The sequence below is a fragment of the Burkholderia sp. PAMC 28687 genome (assembly GCF_001577465.1).
Taxonomy (GTDB): Bacteria; Pseudomonadota; Gammaproteobacteria; order Burkholderiales; family Burkholderiaceae; genus Caballeronia.
On the sequence record NZ_CP014506.1, the window covers coordinates 1,278,148 to 1,304,011 of the forward strand.

Annotated in this window: 25 protein-coding genes; 7 read left to right on the forward strand and 18 right to left on the reverse strand. The window is 61.3% G+C overall.

The window, feature by feature from the left end:
* Positions 1-35: 35 nt before the first annotated feature.
* From AX768_RS21025 to AX768_RS21060, 8 genes are all read right to left on the reverse strand, one after another.
* The gene (locus AX768_RS21025; protein WP_082778974.1) at positions 36-1,151 is read right to left on the reverse strand and encodes a GntR family transcriptional regulator; all 1,116 of its coding nucleotides are present in this window, start codon (positions 1,149-1,151) and stop codon (positions 36-38) included.
* Positions 1,152-1,184: 33 nt separating this feature from the next.
* On the reverse strand, positions 1,185-2,336 hold the full coding sequence (locus AX768_RS21030) for an ABC transporter substrate-binding protein (protein WP_082779036.1): 1,152 nt from the start codon (positions 2,334-2,336) through the stop codon (positions 1,185-1,187).
* A gap of 74 nt (positions 2,337-2,410) precedes the next feature.
* A complete protein-coding gene (locus AX768_RS21035) occupies positions 2,411-3,478 on the reverse strand; it encodes a CobW family GTP-binding protein (RefSeq protein ID WP_062001947.1) in 1,068 nt (355 codons plus the stop codon).
* Positions 3,475-3,783 (reverse strand): hypothetical protein, encoded by a 309-nt coding sequence (locus AX768_RS21040; protein WP_062001948.1) that lies wholly within the window; start codon positions 3,781-3,783, stop codon positions 3,475-3,477. Before AX768_RS21040 ends, AX768_RS21035 begins: the two co-directional genes overlap by 4 nt.
* A gap of 29 nt (positions 3,784-3,812) precedes the next feature.
* Positions 3,813-4,571, reverse strand: coding sequence for an SDR family NAD(P)-dependent oxidoreductase (locus AX768_RS21045; protein WP_062001949.1), 759 nt, complete (start codon positions 4,569-4,571; stop codon positions 3,813-3,815).
* 11 nt (positions 4,572-4,582) lie between these two features.
* On the reverse strand, positions 4,583-5,374 hold the full coding sequence (locus AX768_RS21050) for an SDR family NAD(P)-dependent oxidoreductase (RefSeq protein ID WP_062001950.1): 792 nt from the start codon (positions 5,372-5,374) through the stop codon (positions 4,583-4,585).
* A complete protein-coding gene (locus AX768_RS21055; RefSeq protein WP_062001951.1) occupies positions 5,371-6,711 on the reverse strand; it encodes an MFS transporter in 1,341 nt (446 codons plus the stop codon). The genes AX768_RS21050 and AX768_RS21055 overlap by 4 nt, the downstream gene beginning before the upstream one ends.
* Positions 6,712-6,740: 29 nt before the next feature.
* Positions 6,741-7,625, reverse strand: coding sequence for a polysaccharide deacetylase family protein (locus tag AX768_RS21060; RefSeq protein ID WP_062001952.1), 885 nt, complete (start codon positions 7,623-7,625; stop codon positions 6,741-6,743).
* A gap of 320 nt (positions 7,626-7,945) precedes the next feature.
* Between AX768_RS21060 and AX768_RS21065 the strand changes: the two genes are divergently transcribed.
* The 4 genes from AX768_RS21065 (at position 7,946) to AX768_RS21080 (ending at position 11,183) form a co-directional block, all read left to right on the forward strand.
* A complete protein-coding gene (locus AX768_RS21065; RefSeq protein WP_062001953.1) occupies positions 7,946-8,986 on the forward strand; it encodes a helix-turn-helix domain-containing protein in 1,041 nt (346 codons plus the stop codon).
* Positions 8,987-9,134: 148 nt separating this feature from the next.
* Entirely contained in the window at positions 9,135-9,725 is a 591-nt protein-coding gene (locus AX768_RS21070) for a tetratricopeptide repeat protein (protein WP_062001954.1), read from the forward strand.
* A gap of 166 nt (positions 9,726-9,891) precedes the next feature.
* On the forward strand, positions 9,892-10,638 hold the full coding sequence (locus AX768_RS21075; RefSeq protein WP_372237037.1) for a hypothetical protein: 747 nt from the start codon (positions 9,892-9,894) through the stop codon (positions 10,636-10,638).
* 56 nt (positions 10,639-10,694) lie between these two features.
* On the forward strand, positions 10,695-11,183 hold the full coding sequence (locus AX768_RS21080) for a hypothetical protein (RefSeq protein WP_086382654.1): 489 nt from the start codon (positions 10,695-10,697) through the stop codon (positions 11,181-11,183).
* 58 nt (positions 11,184-11,241) lie between these two features.
* Here the strand turns inward: AX768_RS21080 and AX768_RS21085 are convergent, their stop codons facing one another.
* The gene (locus AX768_RS21085; RefSeq protein WP_062001957.1) at positions 11,242-11,559 is read right to left on the reverse strand and encodes an ArsR/SmtB family transcription factor; all 318 of its coding nucleotides are present in this window, start codon (positions 11,557-11,559) and stop codon (positions 11,242-11,244) included.
* A gap of 87 nt (positions 11,560-11,646) precedes the next feature.
* Here AX768_RS21085 and AX768_RS21090 point away from each other — a divergent pair, with 87 nt between their 5' ends.
* The gene (locus AX768_RS21090; RefSeq protein WP_062001958.1) at positions 11,647-12,744 is read left to right on the forward strand and encodes an NADH:flavin oxidoreductase/NADH oxidase; all 1,098 of its coding nucleotides are present in this window, start codon (positions 11,647-11,649) and stop codon (positions 12,742-12,744) included.
* A gap of 46 nt (positions 12,745-12,790) precedes the next feature.
* On the opposite strand, the gene AX768_RS21095 is transcribed toward AX768_RS21090, so the two are convergent.
* The 3 genes from AX768_RS21095 to AX768_RS21105 all read right to left on the reverse strand — a co-directional run bounded on the left by AX768_RS21095 (position 12,791) and on the right by AX768_RS21105 (position 14,721).
* Positions 12,791-13,153: a hypothetical protein gene (locus tag AX768_RS21095; RefSeq protein WP_062001959.1), complete on the reverse strand. Its 363-nt coding sequence runs from the start codon at positions 13,151-13,153 to the stop codon at positions 12,791-12,793.
* 198 nt (positions 13,154-13,351) lie between these two features.
* Positions 13,352-13,687: an FCD domain-containing protein gene (locus tag AX768_RS21100; RefSeq protein ID WP_082778975.1), complete on the reverse strand. Its 336-nt coding sequence runs from the start codon at positions 13,685-13,687 to the stop codon at positions 13,352-13,354.
* A 143-nt stretch (positions 13,688-13,830) separates the two neighbouring features.
* On the reverse strand, positions 13,831-14,721 hold the full coding sequence (locus AX768_RS21105) for a LysR family transcriptional regulator (protein ID WP_062001960.1): 891 nt from the start codon (positions 14,719-14,721) through the stop codon (positions 13,831-13,833).
* A 108-nt stretch (positions 14,722-14,829) separates the two neighbouring features.
* On the opposite strand from AX768_RS21105, the gene AX768_RS21110 reads away from it, so the two are divergent.
* Positions 14,830-15,285, forward strand: coding sequence for a cupin domain-containing protein (locus AX768_RS21110; RefSeq protein ID WP_062001961.1), 456 nt, complete (start codon positions 14,830-14,832; stop codon positions 15,283-15,285).
* A gap of 33 nt (positions 15,286-15,318) precedes the next feature.
* Here the strand turns inward: AX768_RS21110 and lhpI are convergent, their stop codons facing one another.
* Genes lhpI through AX768_RS21125 form a run of 3 tightly spaced genes read right to left on the reverse strand, consistent with a single transcriptional unit; the run spans position 15,319 to position 18,345 of the window.
* On the reverse strand, positions 15,319-16,221 hold the full coding sequence (gene lhpI / locus AX768_RS21115) for a bifunctional Delta(1)-pyrroline-2-carboxylate/Delta(1)-piperideine-2-carboxylate reductase (RefSeq protein ID WP_231941446.1): 903 nt from the start codon (positions 16,219-16,221) through the stop codon (positions 15,319-15,321).
* 2 nt (positions 16,222-16,223) lie between these two features.
* Positions 16,224-17,231 (reverse strand): trans-3-hydroxy-L-proline dehydratase, encoded by a 1,008-nt coding sequence (gene lhpH, locus AX768_RS21120; protein WP_062001963.1) that lies wholly within the window; start codon positions 17,229-17,231, stop codon positions 16,224-16,226.
* A 16-nt stretch (positions 17,232-17,247) separates the two neighbouring features.
* Positions 17,248-18,345, reverse strand: coding sequence for a branched-chain amino acid ABC transporter substrate-binding protein (locus AX768_RS21125; RefSeq protein ID WP_372237038.1), 1,098 nt, complete (start codon positions 18,343-18,345; stop codon positions 17,248-17,250).
* Positions 18,346-18,523: 178 nt separating this feature from the next.
* On the opposite strand from AX768_RS21125, the gene AX768_RS21130 reads away from it, so the two are divergent.
* Positions 18,524-19,255: a FadR/GntR family transcriptional regulator gene (locus AX768_RS21130; RefSeq protein ID WP_062001965.1), complete on the forward strand. Its 732-nt coding sequence runs from the start codon at positions 18,524-18,526 to the stop codon at positions 19,253-19,255.
* A gap of 75 nt (positions 19,256-19,330) precedes the next feature.
* Here the strand turns inward: AX768_RS21130 and AX768_RS21135 are convergent, their stop codons facing one another.
* From AX768_RS21135 to AX768_RS21145, 3 genes are read right to left on the reverse strand one after another with little or no spacing between them, the layout of a single operon-like run.
* Positions 19,331-20,800 (reverse strand): efflux transporter outer membrane subunit, encoded by a 1,470-nt coding sequence (locus AX768_RS21135; protein WP_062001966.1) that lies wholly within the window; start codon positions 20,798-20,800, stop codon positions 19,331-19,333.
* Entirely contained in the window at positions 20,793-21,977 is a 1,185-nt protein-coding gene (locus tag AX768_RS21140) for an efflux RND transporter periplasmic adaptor subunit (protein WP_062001967.1), read from the reverse strand. The genes AX768_RS21135 and AX768_RS21140 overlap by 8 nt, the downstream gene beginning before the upstream one ends.
* Entirely contained in the window at positions 21,967-25,158 is a 3,192-nt protein-coding gene (locus tag AX768_RS21145; protein WP_062001968.1) for an efflux RND transporter permease subunit, read from the reverse strand. Before AX768_RS21145 ends, AX768_RS21140 begins: the two co-directional genes overlap by 11 nt.
* Between the last annotated feature and the right edge of the window lie 706 nt (positions 25,159-25,864).

Here is a 25,864-nt window from a genome sequence, read left to right on the forward strand (position 1 = left end):
TCTCCCGGTTGAACGGCATTTCATGGCCACGCGCGCTAAACGATCCGCTGCATATACAAAGGCAGGTCGGGTTCGGGCAGCACCGCTAGCACCTTGAGCCGCTGCAAGGTCCGCTTCTGCGCCGCATGCAGGTGCAGCAGGAGCGCCCGCGCGGCGGTATCGATATCTGCGTCTCGCAGCGCGAATAAAACCGCGCGATGCTCGATCAGCGTAGCAAGTTCCGGATGCAGATTGAACGCGTTGAAAAACGCATGATTCACCGTGAGCGGCATCAGCGCCCGGTCGATAGTGACCAGCAGCTTCTTGTTGGGTGCATGCTGCAAAAAGTCCACGTGCAAGGTGGTTTCGAGTTGCTGAAGGCCATCGGCATCAATCGAATCAGGATCGAGGATCGCCCGTTCAATTTCATCACACGCAGCGTCGATCGTCTCGCGTGAAAGCTTCGCATAGCCGGCGCGCAACGCCGCGGGTTCGAGCAATACACGCAGCTCGTAATCCTGAGCCACCGCCCGCGCGGTCAGCGGGCCGGCAAGCCAGTGAGAGTACGCGGATTTTTCAACGAGACCAAAATCGCGCAGCCGGCTCAGTGCTTCGCGTACGGCGCCACGGCTGACGCCGAACACCTCGGCAGCAAGGCTTTCATCGATCCGATAATGCCCGAATGCAACCGCAATCGAAACGGCCGCTTCCAGCGCGTGATAGATCCGCTCGCTGTTGGACGGCAGTTCGAGCGGCGCCTGTGCCTCCTCGAAACCGAGCGCGGCTTCCGAAAGCGGTGCCCGGACGGGATCGGGGATGCGGCCATCGGGATGGACAACGAGGTAACCGCGCCCTTCGAAGGTATGCAGCAAACCTCCGGCGTGCAGCATCTCGAACGCCTTGCGCACAGGCACGCGGCTCGTGCCGAAAATACGCGCGACAGGTCCTTCGAGGAGCACGAGCCCGGGCGCGATACGGCCAAGCGCAATCGCGCTTTTCAACTGGTCGTGGATCAGCCGGTAGCGCAGCCGCGTGTCGGTGTCGCCCGATGTTTCCTGCGCAGGATCGGACACAGACCCAGACGCAGACCCTGCCATCGAGTGTGGCGCGCGGATGTCGGATTTTTCAGTGCGGCCCGGCTGCTTGAGCGCGCCGCGTGCGCTTCTTGTCATCGTTGGATCATGGTTGCTGCCGGCGTTGTTCCATCAGGCGCGCATGAAATCGTTCCAGCGTCGCACCAGGTAATTATGCTCGTCCATCACGGAATCCCACACGGCGATACGGCCCATGCGCGCCATGTAGTTGCCGCCGTCGCGCTGCTGGCCGGCGGCCACCAGATGCCGGCTGACCGGTCCGGGAAGTTCGGCGGCCGCGGGCTTGCCATCGTACCAGTAAGCCCATTCTGCGTCGTCAAGATGCTCGCGTGAACGTTCGGGGTTCGAGATGTAGAAACCTTGCCGCGCCATGGTCGCGCCGGCCCAGCCGTCGAGCCACCAGTTGAGGTACTCATAAGCGGCGTCCAGCACCCGGCCGCGCGCGAGACGCGAAAGCGCCATGCCGCCGAACCACGCGCGATACCCCTCCTGCGGACTCGCCAGCCGGAAGCGCAGCCCCGCGCGCTCGAGTTCCACGGTCGCCGGCGACCAGATACTCTGGATCGCGACCTTGTTCGCAATCATCAGTTGCGCGGCCTCGGCGAAGGTGGACCAGAAGCCCGCGAAATGCCCGCGCTGCTTGAAACCGATCAGCGTATCGATCAACGCGTCGATCTCCTCGATGCTCAGGTTGCCGATATCGGCGAACTTCATCAGCCCGGCGGCTTCGACGGCAAGGGCGGCATCGATGGCGCCAATCGCCGCGTCCGCCTGCAGCGCGACCCGGCCGCTCAGTTCGGGCGCGAGCAGCCACGCCCAGCTTTCCGGCGTGCCTTGCAGCGCGGGCGGCAATGCGTCTTCCAGATAAACGAAACTGTCGGCGTTATGCGTGAGCGGCAACATGCTGATGCGCTCCGTGGGCGTGCGCGCGAGCGAGTTATCGGGCTGCACGTAAAGCCGGTCGACGGGCACGCTGCCCGCGTTGGTACACGCGTGATTGGCGAGCTGGCCAGTTCGCGGCAGGGAATTGATCTCGTCCCAGCGGCGGATACGCGAGACATCAATGGGCTGCAGCGCACGCGCCGGCCACAGGCAGTCGATGCTGTGAAACCACTGGTCGTAGACTTCGTAGCGATCGGGATGCATGACGCCCGCGCGCTGGACCGCAAAACCATCGTCGACGATAAACCGCAACTTGATGCCAAGCTCCTGCTCGGCCTGCTTGCGGATATGTTCCTGCAACGTGACGGTAGTGCCGAGCACGCGCAATTCGACTTTCGCCGGATGAATCGCGGCCGAGGCGGGAGAACTGGACTTGGGCGACGCTGGCTTCGCTTTCAATGAACGGCTTCTTCCAGATGGTGTTGGAACCGCGCATACGACGCTTCTATTGCGTCGCGGCCGAGACCTTCGGTGATGAACACGAGTCGGGAACAGCGCCGCGGACCCTCGCCCGCCGGCGGCCATGCATCCAGATGCAGCACGGGATGAACGAGATGCTGCACCGCATGCAGCACGGCCGGACGGTCCGAGTCTGCAATGCAGAGCAGCCCCTTCACACGCAAAATCTTATCACCGTGACGGTTGAGAAGCATCGTGAACCAGAGGGTGAAGACCTGCCAGTCGAGAGGTATATCGACCTGCATGCAGAAGGATTGAATGGTCGATGCCTGCTCGCCGCGATGCGCAAGCGCGCCTTTCACAGCAGCGCGACGCTGGGCGCCGCCAATCCGCCCGATCAGATCGATGGAACTCGCCGATGCAAACAGCATGTCGAGGAGCGCCCGCCCGTGATGGCCATCCACGCCCTGTGCGGTCGCTGCATCGCCGCGGATCAGCACGTCCGCAGCCGGGTTGAGCGCCGTGAGCATGCGGGCCAGTTCCGTGAGCCGGAGTTCATCGACGAGATCCGGTTTGCTGATCAGCAAGCGGTCGGCCGCCGTTACTTGCGCGAGCCATTCCGGATACCGTGCGTGCTGCTCGTGCGCGTTCACTGCATCGACCACGGTAATCGTCGCGTTGAGCGCATAGTGGCTGCGGATCACCGGATCGGCGAGCAAGGTTGCGATGATCGGCGCAGGCGTCGCCAGTCCCGTTGTCTCCAGCACCACGCGAGAGAACGGCGGCACGTCGCCACGCGCGCGCTGTGAAAAAAGCGTGGCGAGCGCGTCTTTCAACTCCCCGCGAATGGAGCAGCAGACGCAACCGTTATCGAGCAGGACGGTGCGTGCATCGACTTCACCTATCAGCAGATGGTCCAGGCCGACATCGCCGAACTCGTTGACGAGGACCGCCGTGTCACGCGCGGCGTCGCCTTGCAGGACATCGGCGAGCAAGGTCGATTTTCCGCTGCCGAGAAAGCCCGTCACGAGTGTGAGCGGCAGGATGTCGTAAGCGAGGCTCATGGGGCGGCCTTGTCGTTACCGATGTCGGTGAAGAGCGTCAGTGGATCGAGCGGCCGCCCGAGCATGCGCTCGGCGACTCGCCACACTTGAGAGAAATCACTGACCAGTTCGCTCGCGCCCGTGGGCGACGACAACAGGAACGACTGCCCGTGAAAGTCATCGAGTTTCAGCCGCAACGGCACCAGCACGCGATTGGCGAGCGCGGCCTGGATAAGGCGCTGGCGCCGCGGGTTCGCGCCTGCCACCGGCGCGGTCGTGTTCGACCAATGGTTACCGCCGCCAAGCAGTCCGCACATGCCGCACATGCTTGTTCCTCCTGAAGATCAGTGATGCATCACGGCATGACATCGCCGGAATTCGGTCCAAGCGTCTGGCCCACGAAAATATTGCCGCCGGGATCGGACGCCAGCAGCAAAGCCGTCGGCGCAACCTCATCAGCAAGACCGAAACGGCGCAACGGCAATTCTGCGGACTTGGCTTTTTTCCACGCTTCGCTGATGCCATCCACGAGCGGCGTCTCGATCGGTCCCGGCGCGATTGCGTTGACGAGCACGTTGTCGGGCGCCACTTCCAGCGCGAGCGATTTCGTAAAGCCGATCACGCCCGCCTTCGCCGCCGAGTAATGGCACAGCTCCGCGCCGCCCTTGATGCCGAGCTGCGACGCAATGTTGATCACGCGGCCCCAGCGTTGCGCGGTCATGAACGGCAGCGCGCGCCGCGTACACAAGAATACGCTGCGCAAGTCGACGCGCATCATGTCGTCCCACATCTCGGTCGTGAGGTCCGTGCAGCGCGCCTGGGTGAGCATGCCGGCGTTGTTCACGAGGATATCGATGCCGCCGAACGCTTCAATACATGTATCGATAATGCGGTTCGCCTCCGCTTCAACGCCCACGTCGGCCTGCACCGTTTCCACGGTTGCACCGGCCGCGCGACATAGATCGGCCTGAATCGCAAGGCGCGCCGCGTCGCGATCGGCAAGCAGCAAGCGCGCCCCCGCCGATGCATACAGCTTTGCAATCGCCGCGCCAATGCCGCTCGCCGCGCCCGTGACGACCGCGCGGCGGCTATCGAGTGAAAACAAAGTGGTCATTCGAATTCTCCCTAGCCCGGCCAGCGCACGGTAAGGCCGCCGTCGGCGATGATCGACTGGCCCGTGATGTAGGACGCGTCATCGCTTGTCAGGAAGCGGATCAGCGCCGCGATCTCGGAGGGCCGCCCGACTCGTTTTAACGGAATCGTGCGCGCCGCCTCGCGCAGGCCATCGGGACCGAGCGAGTTGACGGCATCGAGCGATTGGGGTGTTTCAATCAGCCCGGGAATCACGGCGTTGCAGCGCACACCGCGCGGAGCCAGCTCCATTGCGACCGCCCGGCACAGACCCGGCACGCCTGCTTTCGCAGCAGAATAATGCGCATGGTGTTCCCAACCGTACACACCCCCGGCAATGGATGAAACCGCGACCATCGAACCATGATCCTCGATATGACGCGCCGCCGCGCGGAAGGTCCGCATCACGCCGCTCAGGTCGACGTCGAGCATCTCGAACCACTGGTTGTCGCTCATCTCGGTGAGCGCCGCCTGGCGCAGCAAGCCCGCGTTGGCGACCGCGTAGTCAAGCCTGCCGAAACGCTCCACGGCGAGCGTGGCGAAGGCCTCGACTTCGTCAGCCGACGTCACGTTGACCGGCTGCATCACGCACTCGCCGCCCGCCTCGCGCACCGCTTGTTCCGTCTGCGAAGGATCGTGCGGATCGCCGGGAAAATAACCGCCGACCACCGCCACGCCCGCCTTTGCGTAAGCGACGGCAAGCGCCTGGCCAATCCCGCTTGCCGCACCGGTCACGATCGCGACGCGCCGCACTCCTTCTTTCTGTACCCGTTGTTCCGCGCTCATCTGATTTCCTCGGGATTGACGTGTTTTGCAAAGAAGATCAGCACGCCGGACAGGAAGCACGGCACCGCGCCGAACCAGATCGCAGCGTGCATCCAGTCGCCGCCGTGGTTGAGCATCGCGGTGACGCCGACGCCCGCGAGAATCGCGCCGATTGGACCCATCGCGTGGACGATCGAGCTGCCCGTGCCGCGAATGGACGTCGGATAACTTTCTCCGATAAAAAACAGCGCCGCCGAATACGGCCCGATCAGGAAGAAGAGCCCGAGGCTGTACAACGCGACCACCACGCCCGTGCTGCTCGGCCCGAGCAGCATGCCGGCGAATGCGAGCCCGCCGAGCATCCAGCCGATTGCAAGCGTATTGCGGCGGCCGATCTTGTCGCCAATCCAGCCGTGGCTCAGATACCCGCAGTAGCCGATCACGTTCGACAGCACGAGGATCAAGAGCGAGTTCTCGAACGACACGTTGTGCACGCGCGTGAGCACGGTGGTGCCGAGCACGCTGAAGACCTGGATGGCGGACCAATTCAGCAGGATCCCGCCGCCCAGCACGAGCGTCGCGCGCAGCGACGTACCGCGAAACGCTTCACGCAGCCCGGCGCGGCTGTGCTGCTCGTAATCCACGCTATGCTCGCCGGCGAGCGCTCGTGCACCGCGATCATCGCCTGATTCGCGCAAAGTCTTGATGCGCTTGTGCAGCAGGAATTGCGGGCTCTCCTTGAGGCGGCGCGTCATGAAGAAGATCACGATGGCAGGAAACGTCGCGAAGATGAAGCAGCCCTGCCAGCCGATGCGCGGCAACAGCACGGCCGTCAGTCCCGACGCAATCAGTGCACCGATCGGCCAGCCGCCTTGCACGAGGCTATAAATAAAGCCCTTGTTGCGGTTCAGGCGCGGATCGTTGGCGGCCGAATACAGCTCGTTGAGGTAGGTTGCATTCACGGTTTCCTCGGCGTAGCCCAGGCCCGAAAGCGAGCGGATCAGCACGAGCGGCCATTGTCCGAGCGCTCCGCCGACAACCGTCAGGCCAGAACACAGGGCCGCGCCCGCCACCGTCCAGAGCAGTCCCGCCTTGCGCCCGGCACGGTCGAGCACCGGTCCAATCGCAAACGCGATCACTGCCGTGCCGATGGCAACCAGCGTCGCGATCTCGGCTTGCATCGCGGCATCCCAGCCATAGTGCTTGCCGATCTCCGGCAACAGCGTGCCAAACAAGATGAAGTCGTAGACAGCGAACACCCAGGCGAAAAACGCGACGATGGTGGCGCGTTTGACATCGACCGGCAGGATCTTTTCCAGCTTGAATCCGGACGCAGCGAGCGGATTTTCTTTCATCATGGCTCTCTTCGAAGAGTGGGTGCAGCGGATTATTTGCCGCGCGGGAAGCGGGCCAGGAAGTCGTCGGCGATTTCGTCGCAGGTGCAGAACCGCACCCCTTCGTGACCACGGAAGTACTCGATCAGCCGCTCGAGCATCAGGAGCACTTGCGGGCGGCCGGAAACGTCGGGGTGAATGGTGATCGGGAACACGGCGTAGTCGTCATGCTCGCGATACACCCAGTCGAACTGATCACGCCACATCTGCTCGATATCACGCGGGTTCACGAAGCCGTGGCTGTTGGGCGACTTCTTGATGAACATCATTGGCGGCAGGTCATCGAGATACCAGTTCGCCGGAATCTCGACCAGATCGGTTTCCTGACCGCGTACGAGCGGCTTCATCCACGCGCTCGGATGCTTGCTGTAGTCGATCTTGGTCCACGTATCGCCCACGCGCACGTAGTACGGGTGGAAGTCGTTGTGCATCAGGCTGTGGTCGTACTTGATGCCCTTCTTGACCAGCAACTCGTTCGATACCGGGCTGAACTCCCACCACGGCGCCACGTATCCGGTCGGGCGACGGCCGGACAACTGCGTCACCAGTTCAATGCTGCGATCGAGCACGGCCTCTTCCTGTTCCGGTGTCATCGCGATCGGGTTCTCGTGGCTGTAGCCGTGAATGCCGATCTCGTGTCCGGCGTCCGCGACGGCTTTCATCTGCTCCGGGAATGTTTCGATGGAATGACCTGGAATGAACCACGTTGTCCTGATCTTTTCGCGCTCGAAGAGCTTGAGCAGGCGCATCGATCCGACTTCGCCCGCGAACAGGCCCCGGGAAATATCGTCGGGTGAATCCTCGCCGCTGTATGAACCGAGCCATCCGGCAACAGCGTCCACGTCAATACCAAATGCCACCAGGATTTCCTTGGCCATCGTTTTGCTCCTTCGTTTGAATGGGGTGCGGTGTAATGCAAGTGCTATGGCGGTGACGACGGGCGACAGCGCATCGCTCAGGATAAATGTACGTCGTCAACAACATTCATTTTTATTAGATGAGCACAAAAACACGCCGGATAGAGGGGGTTTACCCTTGTCTGTTTTTGATCTCGCCAACGTTCCGCGCTCAACGAAAGCCGCGCGGTCTGCACAAATACTGTAAGAAACGGATAATGCGTTTCGTAATGGCTTATTCAGATTCGTTCACATGGTATTCATCACTTCCCTTCGTGCAGGCATGACTTCGGAGTTCAAATTTGAATCCTTATCTTTTCCATTTCTCGACAGACGCCTATTCCGAGGACCAGCGGTTCGACGTATGGCGGGACGAAGTCAATGCGATATTCGACGTGGGCATCGAAAAACCGGCTTCCCAGCGTTTTAACTACAATTTGTCGACCGGTTACATCGGTTCGCTGTTAATGGGATGCGGCACGTGGGCAGGTGAGGATGATCCGGTTGCCTATAGCGTCAAACGTCCGTCGCAAATGATTCGACGGGATGGACTGGATCACTTCTACCTTTGTCTCGGCATTACACATTCATTGTCGGGATATGCCGCCCGGGCGACGATCAATGCAGAGCCGTCGAAGATTTATATCCTCGATCTCGCGCGGGAACTCGATTCGGAGATCATTGCCGGCGACACGATCATATTGACGATCGCACGTGATCTTCTCGATCCGCGCATCAAGTCGGCGAACCTGCACGGAACCGTACTGGAAGGCGCGCTCAGCACGCTGCTCGGCGATCACATGCATGCGCTGCGCAGGCAGTTGCCCAACCTGGCGCCAGCGGAAATGCCTTATGTGGAACAAGCGACGCTCGCCATGGTTTCGGCCGCCCTCGCGCCATGTATCGCAACATTGGCGGACGCGGAAAACGAGATCAATCAAACTGTCTTTAACCGGGTGCGCCGGATTATCGATGCAAACCTAAAATCGGCCGATCTCACACCCTCATTGATTTGCCGCGATGTCGGCATTTCCCGCGCACAGCTTTACCGGTTGTTTAGTCGTGAATCGGGCGTTGTTTCGTACATTCAACAACGTCGGCTCGACAAAATCCGCCAGATACTCGAAAGCCCGGCTGGTGCGGGTTATCGGATTTCCACCCTTGCTTTCGGATACGGCTTTAAAAGTGATTCGCACTTCAGCCGGACATTTCGCCAGGCATTCGGCTATTCGCCCCGTGAGGCGCGCGACCGGGGATCTTCGTTTGAGAAATCCGCTTCTAGTCCCACCGATACAGCCCAATACGCTGGCTCATTAAAAGAGGTACTCGGAAAGCTTGATTGATTCGCCGCTTTTGAGACGCTCAGGCAGGTTTTGGAGACTGTGAGGCAAATTGGATCGCCGCCTCGCTGTTACCATTTTCTCGCCTTATGCGTCAGGCTTATTCGTCAGGCTAAAGTGTTTCAATAAACAAAGCGCATCGGGGATCAAGATGAAGTCTCGCTGGCTGGCGCTGTGCGCCGCCCTGGCGCTGGAAGCCTGTGCCCAAAATCCGTCACACAGCGATCAAGTCCGGATTTGCGACGACCAGGGTTGCAGCAACCGCTCAAAAAGTCAGGTGTCGTTCGGGGCATCAGGAAACGGCAATGACGCGGACACCGATGGCCGCATCACCGCGCTTGAGTCGGCGGCGCAAAAAGAGCCTCGCGCGGCCTACGACCTGGGGCTCCGGTATTTCCGCGGCGACGGTGTGCGTCAGGATAGTTATCAAGCGCTTGTGTGGATGCGAAAGGCCGCTGAAGGCGGCGATCTCGAAGCGCAGAAAGCGCTGGGAAATTTCTATTTGTTCGGGCCCGAAGAGATGGGATCAGATCCCCGCGAGGCCGAGAAATGGCTGCTGATTGCATCGGGGCGAGGCGATGCTGAGTCGCGCAAACTTCTTGAGCAAGCGAGAGCTGCAAAGAAGTCAGAGGAGACCTACTACAAATGGCAAACCGAATGGCGAGCAGTCTATTACGGCTATTGGTCTTCGGGCTACCCGTACTACGGTCGCTGGCAGCAGCGTAGCTGGTACGGATACTAAGCATTCCTTTTTTTAGACGGCTGGTTGCGGCTTCTCGCGAAGCCGGGCGAGTCGCATGCCGATCACTCACAACGCAGCTAATAACATGACTCTCAGTTCAGAATTTCCCGGCGTGAAAAAAGTACTTGCGGTCCTCCTGACGGTATCGCTAAGCGCTTGCGGCGGCATGGTATCCACGGGCGGTCAGAGCGCGGGTGTCTCGGGCGCAGCGGGTGGCGCGACGAGCGCCGGCGCCGATGAAACGCTTGAACGTTGCACTGCGCCCCTCGGGACGATCGCGGTCGATGACGGCCGCAACGCCGACTGGTTCGGCGCGTTCGGCAGCGCCACGCAAGTGACGTCGATCGACCCGTTGCTGCGGCTCGCGGTACAGCAGTCGAACTGCTTTGTGATCACGTCCATCGGCAACCAGAAATCCGATGCGCGCATTTCGCGCATCACGTCGCTGCAGCGCAATTCGGGGGAATATCGGGCGGGATCGAAACAGCAGAAAGGACAGCGCGTCGCGGCCGATTACTACATGGAACCACAGATCGTCATCAACGACTCGGCCATTGGCGGCGTCACCGGCGTGCTCGGTGGCCTGGTCGGCAATGCTGCGATTGCCAGGCTGGCGGGCGGCATGCAGAGCCGGGCGTCCGTCGTGACCCTGACGCTGTTCGACGTACGCTCGGCGGTCCAGATTTCAGCCGCCGAAGGTAACGCGACGGCGACCAACTATGGCGCGGCGTTGTCGGGACTGGGCGGCGGCGCTGCGGGCGGTCTGGGCGGCTTTTCGAAGACGCCGGAAGGCAAGGCGACGGTGGCGGCGTTTATCGATGCCTACAACAAGATGGTCGTCGCCCTGCGCAGCTACAAGGCGCAGGACGTTCAAGGTGGACTGGGCCGCGGTGGTCAATTGAAGGTCAACTGAAGATCAACTGAATTGCCGGAGACGGCCGTGCCGGCATGCCTGAGAGGAGCGTTGTGATGAAAAGCCGTATCAAACGGTTGTTGAAGCTTGCGAGCGTCATTGTGTTCCCTGCAGTGGCGCTCGCAACCTCCCTTCCCGCCCGCGCACTCACGCCCGCGGATCAGAAAGAGGTTCAAAACTTCACGCTCACTGACGACTTCCTCAAGCGCTTCGAAGCAGCCGCCGCTGAAGGCGGCGCGCGGGCCGAAGAAAATGATCCGAAAAAGGCCGCGGCGATGCTGTCATCGATCGATGCAATGAGCGCGTCGATTGCAAAGACGCCCGCGAGCAAGGCCGCGCTCGACAGACACGGCCTGACTCCGCGTCAGGCCGCGCTCGGCGCGATCGTCCTGATGCGCGTGCAGATGACAGACGAAATGCTCGCCGATCCAAAGCAGGCGAAATACGTCGATAAAGCCAAGATCCCCAGCGCCGAGAACATGGCGTTCTACCACGCGCACAAGGCTGAAATCGTAAAGGCATTCCAGCGTGGTAAGGATGACTGATCATATTTTCCGATACTGCGCTCCCTCGCGCAGCATGATCTGAATCTGCGCGACGCCCTTAGGCCATCTCCTCTACCAGCAAGTGTTCCAGAATGGCCTTCATCAGGCCAGGGAACCGGCTTTCCAGTTCATCGAGCCGCAACGTATTTTGGTGAACCGTGCCGGCCACCCGCGTCTGCACGAGACCCGCGTCGCGCAAGATCCTGAAGTGATGCGACATGCTCGACTTCGGGCGGCCGCCGTCCAGTTCGCCGCACGTGGCCTCGGTGACGCGCGCCAGATGCCGCACGATGTCCAGACGCACCGGGTCACTAAGAGCATTGAAAATCCGCTCGAGGGCGAAGTCCTTGGGGGCAGGATGGTTATAGTTGCGCATAAAGCAAATGGTAAAGGATTCTGCGATACTCCGGTTATTCGATTTTTATCGAACTATCAAAACAGCGCATTTTTTGGAGCCTCGCAGATGCCGACATTGTTTGAGCCGTTCAAGCTGAAAGACGTTTCCCTTCGCAACCGCATCGCCGTTCCGCCAATGTGCCAGTACATGGCCGACGACGGGCTGATCAACGACTGGCATCGCGTGCATCTGGCTGCGCTTGCGCGTGGGGGCGCCGGACTCGTGATCGTGGAAGCGACGGCGGTGTCGCCGGAAGGCCGCATTACGCCGGGCTGCACGGGACTTTGGAACGACGAACAGGCGCAAGCCTTCGTGCCGGTGGTGGCGTCCATCAAGGCGGCAGGCGCCGTGCCCGGCATCCAGATCGGTCACGCGGGCCGCAAGGCGAGCGCCAACCGTCCGTGGGAAGGCGACGACCATATCGCGGAAAGCGATCCACGCGGCTGGACGACCATCGCGCCGTCGGCGGTTGCGTTTGGCGGCGGCTTGTCCAAGGTGCCGAAAGCCATGACGCTCGACGATATCGCGCGCGTGCGCCAGGATTTCGTGGCCGCTGCAAAGCGCGCTCGTGATGCAGGCTTTGAGTGGCTGGAACTGCACTTCGCGCACGGCTATCTGGGCCAGAGTTTCTTCTCGACGCATTCGAACCAGCGCGATGACGCTTACGGCGGCAGCCTTGAAAACCGCAGCCGCTTCCTGCTGGAAACGCTTGCCGCGGTGCGCGAAGTGTGGCCCGAGCATCTGCCGCTGACGGCGCGTTTCGGCGTGATCGAATACGACGGACGTGATGAGGAGACGCTTGCAGAGTCCATCGAACTGGCCCGCAATTTCAAGCGTGGTGGTCTGGATTTGCTCAGCGTCAGCGTCGGGTTCTCGACGCCGACCGCGAACATTCCGTGGGCGCCGGCGTTCCTTGCGCCTGTCGCCGAGCGCGTACGTCGTGAAGCGCAGCTTCCGGTTGCATCGGCGTGGGGAATCGATACCCCCGAACTCGCCGATGGCACCGTTCGCGACAACCAGCTCGACCTCGTGATGGTAGGCCGCGCGCATCTGGCCAATCCGCACTGGCCGTACTACGCGGCGAAGAAGCTGGGGATCGAACGTGCGGCCTGGACGCTGCCGGCGCCCTACGCGCACTGGCTGGAGCGTTACGCGGTCAGCTAATAGTTCGATGCCCTCGCTGGGCCGGCGCATGACGGCCGGTCCGCGTTCAGGCAAACCGATGATCCTCCAGCGCATGGCGGCACACCTGCAACATCCGCTGAACAACGGTACTTGCCGGGTTCAGTTTCATGTCGCCGGTGAAAAGGCCCTGCACATCGGCGCGTTTCAACGCAATGCCGACGCCGATCAGATCGCGTTGTGCAATTTGCAACGCGAGCTGCCCAAGGCGAACACGGTCGAGCCACGGTAAATGGAGGTGGTTGCTCGAAAGCCATGACCGGCATGCGATCACGACATGATCCACGCGCCAGTCACTCGTGAGCGCGTACGTCGCCGCTGCCGTGGCGACGACATAACACAGTAATTCAGCGTGCGCCTCGGGAAGGAGGCTCATATCACCTGTTTCCATACTTGCACTTTTTACAATGAACGCCGGATGGTCGTAGCAACGACCCCGCTATCCTGCCACGACAAATCGCTGCCGGAACAGTTTATCGGCTGGCGTAGGTGTTGAAATTTGGGGCGCGGTCATTGCGCACGCGACATCGCAAGAGCTTACCCATATGAGGCCGAATTTGCAGAAACAACAGCGCGGTCCGTACCAGCTTCACGAAACGATCGCGCTCAGATAAGACGGCAGTTCCGGCTGTTCAAGGCGGCTGACGAGATCGAAACGCAGCATCCAGCGGGTATCGGCTTCGTCCAGATGCTTTTGCAGTTCCTTTGCAGCGCGCGCCGGCTTGTTTCCAAGGAGCGCATCGATTATGCGCAGGTGCTCGGCAAACGCGTTGTCGATAAGCTCGCCCGGTATGCTCAAGTAAGGGTCCGCAAGATAACGCGTCGGCACGAACAGCACATGCGTGCGCGCGAGCGCCTGGACGATCTCGCGATTCGGACAATGCGAAAGCAGATCGATATGCAGATCCGTTTCCGCCGTGTCCATATCCGAGCCGCTCCCGCTCGACGGCCGCGTACATTCGCTCCCATTGCGGCGTGCTGGTCAGTTTGAGTGTGTCGAGCGTGGCGGAGCGGCCATCAGGACAGCTCTCGAAATCTTGAAGCGGGTTTACCCGCTTTCAAGCAGTTTCATGGATTGAACGCGGACACCACCGCATCGATAAACACACGCACTCGCGTCGGCATCATCCGCGCGCCGGGCGTCACGACGTTGACCGCGAGCGGCGCAGGGCGGAATTCGGGCAATAACTCAACAAGCGTGTCCTCCCTGATGTGACGCTCGACCATGTGCTCGGGCACTTGAGCGATCGCCGCACCGTCAAGCAGCGCTTCGACCATGGCGTCGCCGTGACTTAGCGAAAACCTTGAGCGGGGGCGCAGTTGGATGTTCTTCCCATCGACGATGAATTCAAGCGGGCGATCTCGCCCATTGGTAGGCATCCTGAACACTATGACAGGACGCTCGTCTACCTCTGCGACTGACCGCGGTGCGCCATTCGCGGTCACATACGCGGGGCTTGCGCATAGCACCAGATGCTGACGATCGATCGTGCGTGCAACCAGGCCCGAGTCGTCCAGCGTGCCGAGTCGCACCACGGCGTCCAGCCCTTCGTTCACCGGGTTCACACGCTCGTCGGTCAGGCGCATGTCGACGTTGAGCAGCGGATGCGCTGCGAGCAAACGATTGAGAACGGGCACGATCTTGCGGGTTCCATAGCCTATTGGCGCACCAATACGCAGGGTTCCTGAAGGCGCTTCGGGCGATTGCGTGGCCGATAATTCCAGCGATTCGATCTCTTCCAGCACGCGTGCGCAGCGCGCGAACAGCGCATCGCCTTCCTCTGTGAGACGAACCGCTCGCGTTGTCCGGTGGAACAGGCGCACGCGGAGATCGCTTTCCAGACGCGCCACGCTTTTCGCGACCGACGACGGCGCGAGACCCAGTTCACGCGCGGCTGCCGCGAAACTGCCGTTCCTGGCAACCGCTGCAAAACTCATGAATTGTCTGAGGTTTTTCATCGGAAATTCACGGTATGTTGCCGTGAATGTTACGGCAGCGGCGGCTATATTTCTTGAACGACGCGCGGCCTATAGTGAAGGTCGTGTGATCAATTCAAGAGGAACATCATGTTCGTGCTGAACACTCAAGCGCCCGAGTACAACTTTGCCGGCACGCGCGTACGCCTGCTGATTTCCGGAAAAGACACCGCCGGCGTCTTCTGCATGATGGAGATCTTCGGACCTCCTCACCGGGCAACGCCGTTGCATGTCCATGACCGCGAGGAAGAGACCATCACGGTGCTGGAAGGTGTGGTCGATGTCACCATCGACGGACAGCAGGTCAGCGTGCATGCCGGCGAGACTGCGCTCCTGCCGCGAAACGTGCCGCATCGGCTGGCGAACAACACGGACCTGCCCTCGCGATACATGCTGGTCTGTACGCCCGCCGGCTTCGACGATTTCGTCGATTCATGCGCCCATGCGCAAACGGGTCCTGTCACACCTACCCCGCCGCAACCCGAAGACATCAAGCGGATGATCGATGCCGCACCGCGTTTCGGGATTACGTTGCTGCCGGGATGAACAGTCCTGCTAAAGCGCGCCCGATGCGCCTTGTCACTCCTGCGACAGCCGCTCACGCGCCAACCGCGCCGCGGCCAGATCCCAAGCGGCGCATCCGACGCTCTTGAACACCACGGGCCGATCAGCAGACCTGCTCCATGATCCACCAATAACTGCAGCCAGCGCCCCAACCGCGGTCCAGTCGATGCCTGCCTGGATCAGATCTCCCGCTTCGTGTTTCGCCCCGGCGGGATCGTCCACAATCACATCGCTGCCATGCACGATGGACGCCGCAATCTCCGCCCCGTCCGGCGTGAATGCACCGACACCAACGACCAGCCGTGCCACACGCGCGGCATCGTGATAAACCGGCTTCCTGCTTGTCGTGAGCGTGACGACTACATCGATATCATCCGGCACGGCGTCGTTATCGAGCGCCACCATTGCGTTGCGGGCCGCCGCAAAACGCTGGGCCGATTCCAGCGATGAACCTTTCACGTAAAGCGTGGCATCAGGAAACAGCGCGGCAAACGCTTCGGCATGATTGCTTGCCTGCTTGCCGGTGCCGATCAGCAGGATCGCTTTCACGCTGCGTGCAAGACTCCGGATACCAAGCGCCGAGATTGCGGCGGTCCGCCTGCCTGTGACCGTCGGGCCATCGAGCGTGAAAAGCGCCTGTCCGGTGATCGAATCGTATGCCGTAACCTGCCCGTGAATGGTCGGCAATCCCATTGCGCCGTTTCCCGGACATACGTTCACGAGCTTGTGAATGGCGAGATCCGAGGCGCTTGCGGGCATCGACAACATCACGGCCTTCGCCTGCAACGGAACGACTTGTCTTTCCGGGCTCACGATCTTTCCTGCGCCATATTCCGTTACCGCAATGCTCAAGGCAGCCACGAGTTCGGGATAAGGAAGCAGCGCCGCGGTCTCTTGTTCATCGAAAAATCGGATCATGTTCATCGCACCAGGAAGCCGTAGGTGAGCGGATCGCGATCGTCTATGATCCAGTTCGCGAACCCGCAGATATATGCGTTGCCTTCGATTTCGGGAATGACGGCGTCGAAGGGACCGAGCTTCGTTTCGCTCAGCACGCGGCCTTTGAACACGGTGCCGATCACCGACTCGTTGACGAGCGTTTCATCGCGTCCCAGCAAACCGCGCGAGTACAGTTGCGCGACGCGGCCGGCCGTGCCCGATCCCGTAGGCGACCGGTCCACTTCGCGGTCGGCGAACACACAGCAATTCGCCTGCGACGAACCCGCGTGCCGCGCCTCGTTCGCGATGATCGTGCCGTAGATATGGTTCAGCTCGGGAATCTCCGGATGCACGACCTTCACCGCCTTGTTGGCCGCAGCCTTCACCTCAGCGCCGAACTGGATCAGTTTGTCGACCGCAGATTCGCGGATCGGCAAGTCGAAAGGCGCGCCGTCGGTATAGAAATAAAAGGCGCCCCCAAAAGCGATGTCGCCCGTCACGCTGCCAAAGGACGGCGTATGCACCGTCACGTCGCGTTGCCAGATGAAGGACGGCACGTTGACGAACCGCACGTTGCCTGCGTGGTTGCCGTCCCACTGCACGAACGCCTCGATGAACCCGCACGGCGCGTCGATACCCACGCGGGTCTCGGGCTCCTTGCGCTCGATCCACCCAAGCTCGACGGCCGCCGTTGCAAGCCCGATCACGCCATGGCCGCAATGATCGCTGTAGCCTTCGTTGTGAACGAAGATGATGCCGAAATCAGCGCCTTCACTCACGGGCTCAGTGAGATAACCGCCGTACATGTCGGCGTGACCGCGCGGTTCGAACATCAGCGCGCGGCGGATGTGGTCAGCGTGTTCCTTGAGCCATGCGCGACGCGCGACGATCGTCTTGCCTTGCATCTTCGGCAAGCCGCTCGTCACGATGCGAAACGCCTCCCCGCCGGTATGGACTTCGACCGTGCTGATTGCATTCGTGATTTTCATTTCGCGTCCAGTCCGCTCACTGCCCGTAAGCGACCGGCAAGCCGTCCTTGATTGCGTACACGGTGGTGGGCGCGCCTTTCAGGTCGCCCTTGGCGTCAAACGAATAGGTTCCCGCGATGCCCTTGTAGTTCGTCTTCGAGAGCTGTTCGATCAGCTTGGCCTTGTCCGTGGTGGTACCGGCTTTGACCATGGCATCGGCGAGCAGCATCATGCCGTCGTAATAGCTGACGGCGTAGACCTGCGTGTCCGTGTGATACGTGTCCTTGTAGCGCTTCACGAAGTCACGCCCCGCAGCAGTCTTCTCGAGGGACGTGCCGCCTTGCGCGCAATACACGATCGATGCCGCGTCGCCCGCGATCTTGCCCATGTCGGCGGAACAGATGCCGTCGCCGCCGAGCAGCTTCGCGCGCAATCCGCGCTGGCGCATTTGCTTGGCCATCGGCGCGCCTTGCGCTGCATATCCGCCGAAGAAAATGACGTCGGGGTTCTTCGCCTTGATGCTCGTCAGGATGCCGAGGAAATCGGTTGCGCTGGAGTTGGTGTACTGGCTGTCGACAATCTGGATGCCTTGCGCCTTCGCCACGTTCACGAACTGCTCGGCGACGCCCTGGCCGTAAGCGGTGCGATCGTCGATAACCGCTGCCGTCTTTGCCTTCAGCGTCTTCTTCGCAAACACGGCCATGGCGCCGCCGAGTTGTTCGTCGCTTGCGCCAATGCGGAAGATGTTCTTGAAGCCCTGTGTGGTCAGCGCGGGATTCGATGCAACCGGCAGCATGGGGATGCCGGCGGTGTTGAAGACGCGCGACGCGGGAATTGCGACGCCGGAATTGTACGGCCCGAGCACGGCGACCACGCCACCATCGGCAAGTTTTTGGGCTATCTGAACGCCAATCTTCGGGTCAGCCTGGTCATCTTCCGAATCCAGTTTGAACGTTACCTTCTTTCCCGCCACCGTCACGCCCTTCTTGTTCAGATCCTCGAGCGCAAGGCGCGCGCCGTTTTCGTTGTCCTTGCCGTTGACCGCTTGCGGGCCGGTCAGCGGCGCCGAATGACCGATCGTCACCACCTCTTGCGAGTGGGCGCCCATGCTTGCCAGGGTCGCTGCGGCGACCATAAAACCTGCGACAGCCTTATTCATTTATTTCACTCCGTGTGGGACTATACTGGTCTTTATTGCAGACCAGTTAATGTATGCCACAACTGGTCATGCCCGCAACCATTTCAAAATAAGCAGAGCTATTCTGGTTTGGCTTTTGACCACGTAGTTTGATTTGGATAAGCGAGATCGACGAATGTCAGCGGTGCACGCCGAACTGGACGGCTCGTTCCGGCCCAGACAAATCTATGAACAGGTATCGCAGAAAATTCGCGATGAGATCGCGGCCGGCCGCTTCATGCCCGAGTCGCGGCTGCCCTCGGAACGCGACCTCGCCGCGTTGTTCGGTGTAGGGCGTCCCGCCGTGCGCGAGGCGATCGGCGCGTTGCAGAACGAAGGGCTGGTCGTCACCAAACGGAACTCGGGCACGTTCGTGTGCGGTGACGCGTTCGCCCGCCTGTCGAACGGAAGCGCGAACGGCACGGAAACCGCCGACTTCAGCCCGAGCTCCACGCTCGACGTACGGATGGTTCTGGAGCCGGCCATCGCGCGCCGTGCCGCCGTTCGTGGCCAGCGCGACAGCCTCGCCGAACATTATCTCGATCAGATGGAGAGCGTCTACGACATCGACGATCCCGCGCAGCGCGCGTTATGGAACAGCAGCGACCGGTTGTTCCACCGGCAGCTTGCCGTGATGACGGGCGACGCGTTGATGGTCAAGATCGCCGATGAAGTCGCGAGTTCGATGGACCAGCCGTTGTGGAAACGCCTGAAGGACGAAGGCATCTACGACGCAGGCCGCATTCGGCTGTATGTGGCCGAACATCGGCTGATCTATGAGGCGGTGATCCAGGGCGACGCCGATGCCGCCGCGTTCTATGTCGAGCAGCATATCAAGCGTGTGGAGCGTGACATCGCGCCGAAGTGAGTGTGTGGGATCACCCTGGATTCTTCAGCACCAGCCGCGCCTCCAGGCCGCCATCTGGTGCGCCTCGTAGCGTGCTCATCCCTTGGGACCGGCGGCTGCGAGCGCCGGAGCCTGCGCCGTGCTCGCCAGTTCGTCGCTCGACCATCCGCCCCCCAGCGCCTTGACAAGTTGTACGTTCGCGCTCAACTGCCGCGTCTGAATGTCGAGCACCCCGCGCTGGGCGTCGAGCGCGGCGGTCTGCGCCTGCACGACATCGAGATAGCCCACCGCGCCCTGCCGGTACCGGTTCAGCGCCAGATCGACGGAATGCTGCGCCGAGTTGCCGGCATCGCGTTGCTGCTCGAGCGCGGTACCAAGATCCTGAAGCAGCGAGAGATTGTCTTCGATCTGCTGGAACGCCGACAACACCACGCTGCGATAGCGCGCGCCGGCCTCGTCGGTGGCGGCTTTGGCCGTGTCGAGCTGCGCGCGTCGCAGGCCGCCATCGAAGACGTATTGCACGAGTTGCGGACCGATTGCCCAGAACAAGTTAGGCGCACTGATCAAACCGGCATACGCCGTGCTTTGGAAGCCGCCTTGCACGCTCAGCGTGATCGACGGGAAATACGCCGCCCGCGCCACGCCAATCTTTGCATTCGCCTCCGCCACGCGGCGCTCGGCTGCGGCGATATCCGGACGACGCTGCAACAATGTGGACGGCAAACCGGCGGGGATCACCGGCAACGTGATCGATACGGTTTGCTGCGGCAAACTGAACTCGGACGCCGATGCGCCAATCAGTTCCGCAATTGCATGTTCAATCAACGCGCGTTGCGCGAGATTCTGCGACAACTGCGACTTCGCCGAGGACAACTGCGTCTGCGCACGCGACACGTCGAGCCCGGAAACGATCCCGCCGCCATGCAGTGTTTGCGTAAGCTGCAGCGCGCGCGCGTACGCCTTGACGGTGTCGTTCAGCAGTTGCGTCTGCTGGTCGAGACCGCGCAGCCGAATGTAGCTGTCGGCGAGCTGGATCTGCAGGCTCAGTTGCACAGAGGCCAGATCGGCCTTCGATGCCTGCGCTTCATCCTTGCCGGCCTGCACCGAGTCGCGAACGCGGCCCCATAAGTCGAGGTCGTAATCGATCTCTCCGCTCAATGTGGCTGAGTTGTAGTCGTTGGGACCGCCAACGCGCAATGGCCGCCGGTATGACTGGCGGTCGCGGTCCGGGACCGCGCTCGCCGTGACCTTCGGGAACAGACCGGCCGAAACCTGGTCCACGAACGCCTGCGCCTGCCTGTAATGCGCGAGCGCCGCAGCAAGATCCGTATTGTTCGCGAGCAGGCGTTGTTCGAGGTCGTCCAGTCCGGCGTCGTTGTAGCTTTTCCACCAGCCGCTTCGGTCCAGTTGATCGGCCGGTTGCGCGCTGATCCAGGGCCCGGTCGTCTTGTATTGCGCGACGACCGGCGTAGGCGGCACGTGATAGTCGGGCGCCAGCGAGCAAGCGGCAAGGATGCTAGCGGCGGCAGCCAGTGCCGGAACGCGTAACGCAAGCGTCCTAGCCATTTGCGGACACCTTCTTGGCGGTGCTGGCGACTTGCACACGATCGCCATCCACGAGACCGTCAGGCGGTGTATCGATCACGCGATCCGTTGCAACGAGTCCCGAACCGATCTCCACTGAATCGCCGAAATCGCGGTTGATGGTCACCTTCTTGAATACGACCTCCCCGTTCGCGCCGAGCGTGGCGACCATCAGGCCGCGGGCGTCGAAGACGAGCGAACTGGCGGGCACACGTACCGCGTTTTGTTGCACGGGCAGCTTGAATTGCAGGCTTGCGAAGCCGCCGGGCAGGAGCTTGCCGTCGGTGTTATCGACGAGCAGTTGAACCAGCGTCGTGCCGGAAGCCACGTTGACCGAATCCGCCGATGCAATCACGCGGGCCGTGAAATGCTGGCCCGGATACTCCGGCACGGTGAGCGTTGCGGCCGTGCCACTGCGGACGTCGGGCGCGTAGCTCTGCGGCACCTGCACATACACCCGCAGTTTCTTGACGTCGGACACTACGAACAGCTCCTGCCCGATACCGCCGCTGCCCGCGTTGATCAGCGCGCCCACGTCCGTATCGCGGGCGGTGACGACGCCGTCGAACGGCGCGACGATCCGCTCGAAACCCTTGGTCGCGAGCAAGCGGTCCACGTTGGCCTGCGCAGCCGCAACCGTGGCTTTCTTCGCGGTGTAGTCGCCGGTGCGTTCATCGACTTCCTGTTGCGCGACCGAGTCCGAACCAAGCAGCGCCTGCCAGCGTTTCGCGGTCGTTCCGGCAAGCGCCGAATTCGCCTGGGCGCTTGCAAGGTCGGCACGCGCCTGAAGCAACTGCTGATCGAGCTCGGGCGACTCGATGACCGCAAGCAGTTGCCCGGCCTTGACCGGCGCGCCGATATCCACGCTCCAAGACTTCAGATAACCGCTCACGCGCGCAAACAGCGGTGCACGGGAATACGCCTCGAGATGCGAAGGCAGATCGAGCGTCGGCCCGTTCGAGGCACTGACCGGATGAATCACCGTCACGGTCGGGACCGTTTGCGCGGCGGTCCAGGTCTTGAGGTTACGGGCATCGACGGCACGCAGCGTGACGCCGGCGGCGACAACGATCAACGCGATCGCAACCCCCACTACGGCGATCACGACAAGTCGTCGGCGCGGCACGGGCGGAGTATTGATAACAGGTTCAGACGACATGAGCAGGACCTCCCGTGACGGGTGTCGGGGCAATCGCGCGGCCAGGGCGCGAGTGAATGATGCAGAAGATCACCGGGACGAGAAGCAGCGACGCGGTGGTGGCGAAAATCAGGCCGCCGATCACGGCGCGGCCAAGCGGTGCATTCTGTTCGCCGCCCTCGCCCAGCGCAAGCGCCATCGGCGCCATGCCGATGATCATGGAGAGTGCGGTCATCAGCACCGGCCGGAAGCGGGTGAACCCTGCTTCGAGCGCCGCCTTGAACGGGTCGCCGTGCTCGGCAAGACGCTCGCGGCAGAAGCTGATGACAAGAATGGAGTTCGCGGTCGCCACGCCCATGCACATGATCGCGCCGGTCAGCGCCGGCACGGACAGCGTGGTGTGCGTTGCGAACAGCATCCAGACGATGCCCGCGAGCGCGGCAGGCAACGCGGTGACGATCACGAACGGATCGGCCCACGACTGGAAGTTGACCACGACAATCAGATAGATCAGCACGACCGCGCCCAGCAGCCCGAACAGCATGCCGGCAAACGCGCTGTTCATGGTCTGCACCTGGCCGAGCAAGGCCACCGATGAACCCTTAGGCAGCGTACCCGCATTGTCCTGCACGACGCGTTGAATATCCGCTGCAACCGCGCCGAGATCGCGGTCCTGCGTGGTCGCGAAGATCTCGACCATCGGCTGGATGTTGTACTGGCTCACGACCGCGTTGGTGTTCGTGCGCTGCACGGTGGCCAAGCCGCCCAGGATCTGGCCGCTGCTTTGCAGGCTCGATGTGATCGGCAGGTTCTGCAGCGACGCAAGCGAATCAAGACTGTATTGCGGTGTCTGCATCACGATCGGGTACGACACACCGTTCGCGTTATTCAGCCAGAACGTCGGCGCAACCTGGCTCGATCCCGCGAGATTCACCACCAGGCTGTTCGTCACATCGCGTTCGTTGATGCCGAGAAGTTGCGCACGCGTGCGGTCCACGTCAACGTTGAAGGTCGGCGAATTTTGTGCTTGCTGGATGCGCGCATCGACGACGCCTGGAATCCGGCGGATCTCGCGCAGCAGGCGGTTCGCGTAGGCGAAGTTGGCAGGCAGATTGTTGCCGCGAACCTGCAAGTCGACCGGCGCGGGCGAGCCGAAGTTCAGGATCTGGCTGATGATGTCCGCGGGCGGAAACGAGAACGTCACACCGGGATAAAGCCGCGGCAGTTTCTCGCGCATCTGCCTCACGTAGTCATCGGTTGGATGATGGTTTTCGTTCAGCGCGATCTGGATGTCGCCATCTTGCGAGCCGATGGTCCCCGTATTGTTGTACGCGAGGTTGATACCGCTCACCGGCAAGCCGATGTTATCGACGACCGTGCTGAGTTCGTTCGGCGGAATGATCTGCCGGATCGATGCTTCCACATCCGAGAAGATCTGCGCGGTCTTCTCGACACGCACGCCGACTGGCGCACGCACGTGCAACAGGATCTGCCCCGCGTCCACCGCCGGGAAAAAGTTGCGGCCCAGCAAAGGCACGAGCGCGAACGAAACCAGCACGAAGCCGAGAAAGCAACTCACGAACGGCGCGCGATGGTTCAGCGCCAGTTCGAGCAGGCTGTGATACCCCGCGCGCACCTTCTCGAAGCGGCGCTCGAAACCTTGCTGGAAGCGTCCCAAAGGTCCCGGCCGCTTCTTCTCATGCGCGTCTTCGCTGAGATCGTGCGGATGCAGCAAATACTTCGCCATCGTGGGAACGAGCGTGCGCGACAAGATGAACGACGAGATCATCGCGAAGATCACGGCCTCGGCCATGGGCACGAAGAGAAAGCGCGCAACGCCGTTCAGGAAGAACATCGGCACGAACACAATGCAGATGCACAAGAGCGCAACGAATGCCGGCGTGACGATTTGCGCGGCGCCATCGAGAATGGCCTCTTCAACCTGCTTGCCCTGCTCCAGGTGCCAGTTGATATTTTCGATGGTCACCGTCGCGTCGTCGACCAGAATCCCCACCGCGAGCGCAAGTCCGCCGAGCGTCATGATGTTGAGCGTCTCGCCGAGCGCCGACAAGGTCGCGATGGAACCGAGAATCGCAAGCGGGATCGAGGTCGCGATGATCACCGTCGAACGCCAGCTTCCGAGGAACAGCAGGATCATCAGGCTGGTAAGCGCCGCCGCGATCACGCCTTCGCGCGCCACACCGCTGATGGCCGCACGCACGAACAACGACTGGTCGCCGATCGGCGCGATTTGCAGCGCATCGGGCAAGGAAGGTTTTGCATCGATCACATGCTGCTTGATCCCGTCGATGATCCCGAGTGTGGAAACGGAGCCGTTCTTCAGGATCGACATCAGCACCGAGCGCTTGCCGTCCACGTGCACGATGTTCGTCTGCGGCGGGCTGCCGTCCCGGACGTTGGCGACGTCGTGAATATAAACAGTCGTGCCGTTCACCGCCTTGATCGGCAGGTCGCCAAGCGCCTTGATTGCGGACGGTGCATTGTTGAGTTGCAGCGTGTATTCATGATCGCCGATCTTTTCCGTGCCGATAGGCGTCAGCAGGTTCTGGCTTGCAAGCGCATTCGCGACGTCCTGCGCGGACAGACCGCGTGCTTGCAGGGCCGCCGGATTGATGTCGATCTGCACCTGACGGGTCTTGCCGCCGAACGGGTACGGTATCGAAGCGCCCGCAACGGTGACCAGCGCGGGACGCAATTGATTCAGCCCGAGGTCGCCCAGGTTTTGTTCGGAGAGTCCCTTGCCCGACAGCGCAAGCTGGATGATCGGTACCGTCGATGCGTTGTAGTTCAGGATCAAAGGCGGCGTGGTGCCCGGCGGCAGTTGGCGCAACTGCGTCTGCGAAACGGCGGTCACCTGCGCATTCGCATTGCTGATGTTGACACCCGGCTGGAAGAAGATCTTGATGATCCCGAAGCCATTCACCGACTCTGCTTCAATGTGCTGGATGTCGTTCACGGTCGTGGTCAGCGAGCGCTCGAACGGCGACGTGATTCGTCCAACCATTTGATCGGGCGGCAGACCCGTGTATTGCCACACGACGCTGATGACGGGAATGCGGATATCGGGAAAGATATCGGTTGGTGTGCGCAACGCCGAAAGCGGTCCGATGATCAGGATAAGGATCGCCAGGACGACAAACGTATAGGGCCGCCGCAGAGCGATACGTACTAGGGCAAGCATGAGAATTCCAGGACTTGGGGTTGCACCGGGCGCCGTGATGCCGCCTCGCGCGGCAATCGGCGCAGAGCGGCCGCATTCATTCGCGTGGCCCGGAAAGTACGCCGGGTAGGATCGTTTTCATCATGACGGCAGACGGTACGGCTACAAGCGAACCCTATTGATCGGGGTTCCAACTTGCCAAAAGTCTCGAGCACCATAAATGTCAGTCGAGCGGAGATTGTAGTTTTCGTCTGCCTTTCAAAATTCCTCCCCGAAAAGGCAAACTGAAATCAAGGCATCGTTCAAACCATTGGATTCACCAACGCCAGGACGATGCGCGAATGTACACAAACGAAAACAACTCTGCAGCGGCCAAACGCACTCACTAAAAAACTTCGTGTGTGCGCTACTTCGTTTCGGACTGAACCATATGAATCTCTCATCGATAGAAACCTCGACTGGCGGAGTGTACATAGTCAGAACAATGCGAAGCTGGCAGTTTTGCCATTTTCGAATCGGGCCGATCAGGGATCGCCTTTCGCCGGGAACCGCTTCTAATGGCGCTTGGCAGCAATCAACCTTAGACGGAAATTGATGGATATTTCGGTATCCAAATTACATGGATCTGCAGCGAACTCCGAACGTTCGACTCAATACGTTGAAGGCCCGAACAATAACGATGCGCCTACTCGATCGTGTGATTGGGAGTCCACATAACGCAGCGGAT

Coding starts and splice junctions, on each gene's coding strand:
- AX768_RS21035 (WP_062001947.1), bottom strand. CDS start 3,478: ATGAGCCTCGCTTACGACATCCTGCCGCTCACACTCGTGACGGGCTTT.
- AX768_RS21040 (WP_062001948.1), bottom strand. CDS start 3,783: ATGTGCGGCATGTGCGGACTGCTTGGCGGCGGTAACCATTGGTCGAAC.
- AX768_RS21145 (WP_062001968.1), bottom strand. CDS start 25,158: ATGCTTGCCCTAGTACGTATCGCTCTGCGGCGGCCCTATACGTTTGTC.
- AX768_RS21105 (WP_062001960.1), bottom strand. CDS start 14,721: ATGAAAAACCTCAGACAATTCATGAGTTTTGCAGCGGTTGCCAGGAAC.
- lhpH (WP_062001963.1), bottom strand. CDS start 17,231: ATGAAAATCACGAATGCAATCAGCACGGTCGAAGTCCATACCGGCGGG.
- AX768_RS21070 (WP_062001954.1), top strand. CDS start 9,135: ATGAAGTCTCGCTGGCTGGCGCTGTGCGCCGCCCTGGCGCTGGAAGCC.
- AX768_RS21090 (WP_062001958.1), top strand. CDS start 11,647: ATGCCGACATTGTTTGAGCCGTTCAAGCTGAAAGACGTTTCCCTTCGC.
- AX768_RS21085 (WP_062001957.1), bottom strand. CDS start 11,559: ATGCGCAACTATAACCATCCTGCCCCCAAGGACTTCGCCCTCGAGCGG.
- AX768_RS21110 (WP_062001961.1), top strand. CDS start 14,830: ATGTTCGTGCTGAACACTCAAGCGCCCGAGTACAACTTTGCCGGCACG.
- AX768_RS21060 (WP_062001952.1), bottom strand. CDS start 7,625: ATGGCCAAGGAAATCCTGGTGGCATTTGGTATTGACGTGGACGCTGTT.
- AX768_RS21135 (WP_062001966.1), bottom strand. CDS start 20,800: ATGGCTAGGACGCTTGCGTTACGCGTTCCGGCACTGGCTGCCGCCGCT.
- AX768_RS21050 (WP_062001950.1), bottom strand. CDS start 5,374: ATGAGCGCGGAACAACGGGTACAGAAAGAAGGAGTGCGGCGCGTCGCG.
- AX768_RS21130 (WP_062001965.1), top strand. CDS start 18,524: ATGTCAGCGGTGCACGCCGAACTGGACGGCTCGTTCCGGCCCAGACAA.
- AX768_RS21080 (WP_086382654.1), top strand. CDS start 10,695: ATGAAAAGCCGTATCAAACGGTTGTTGAAGCTTGCGAGCGTCATTGTG.
- AX768_RS21100 (WP_082778975.1), bottom strand. CDS start 13,687: ATGGACACGGCGGAAACGGATCTGCATATCGATCTGCTTTCGCATTGT.
- AX768_RS21055 (WP_062001951.1), bottom strand. CDS start 6,711: ATGATGAAAGAAAATCCGCTCGCTGCGTCCGGATTCAAGCTGGAAAAG.
- AX768_RS21140 (WP_062001967.1), bottom strand. CDS start 21,977: ATGTCGTCTGAACCTGTTATCAATACTCCGCCCGTGCCGCGCCGACGA.
- AX768_RS21075 (WP_372237037.1), top strand. CDS start 9,892: ATGGTATCCACGGGCGGTCAGAGCGCGGGTGTCTCGGGCGCAGCGGGT.
- AX768_RS21125 (WP_372237038.1), bottom strand. CDS start 18,345: ATGGTCGCCGCAGCGACCCTGGCAAGCATGGGCGCCCACTCGCAAGAG.
- AX768_RS21025 (WP_082778974.1), bottom strand. CDS start 1,151: ATGACAAGAAGCGCACGCGGCGCGCTCAAGCAGCCGGGCCGCACTGAA.
- AX768_RS21095 (WP_062001959.1), bottom strand. CDS start 13,153: ATGGAAACAGGTGATATGAGCCTCCTTCCCGAGGCGCACGCTGAATTA.
- lhpI (WP_231941446.1), bottom strand. CDS start 16,221: ATGATCCGATTTTTCGATGAACAAGAGACCGCGGCGCTGCTTCCTTAT.
- AX768_RS21045 (WP_062001949.1), bottom strand. CDS start 4,571: ATGACCACTTTGTTTTCACTCGATAGCCGCCGCGCGGTCGTCACGGGC.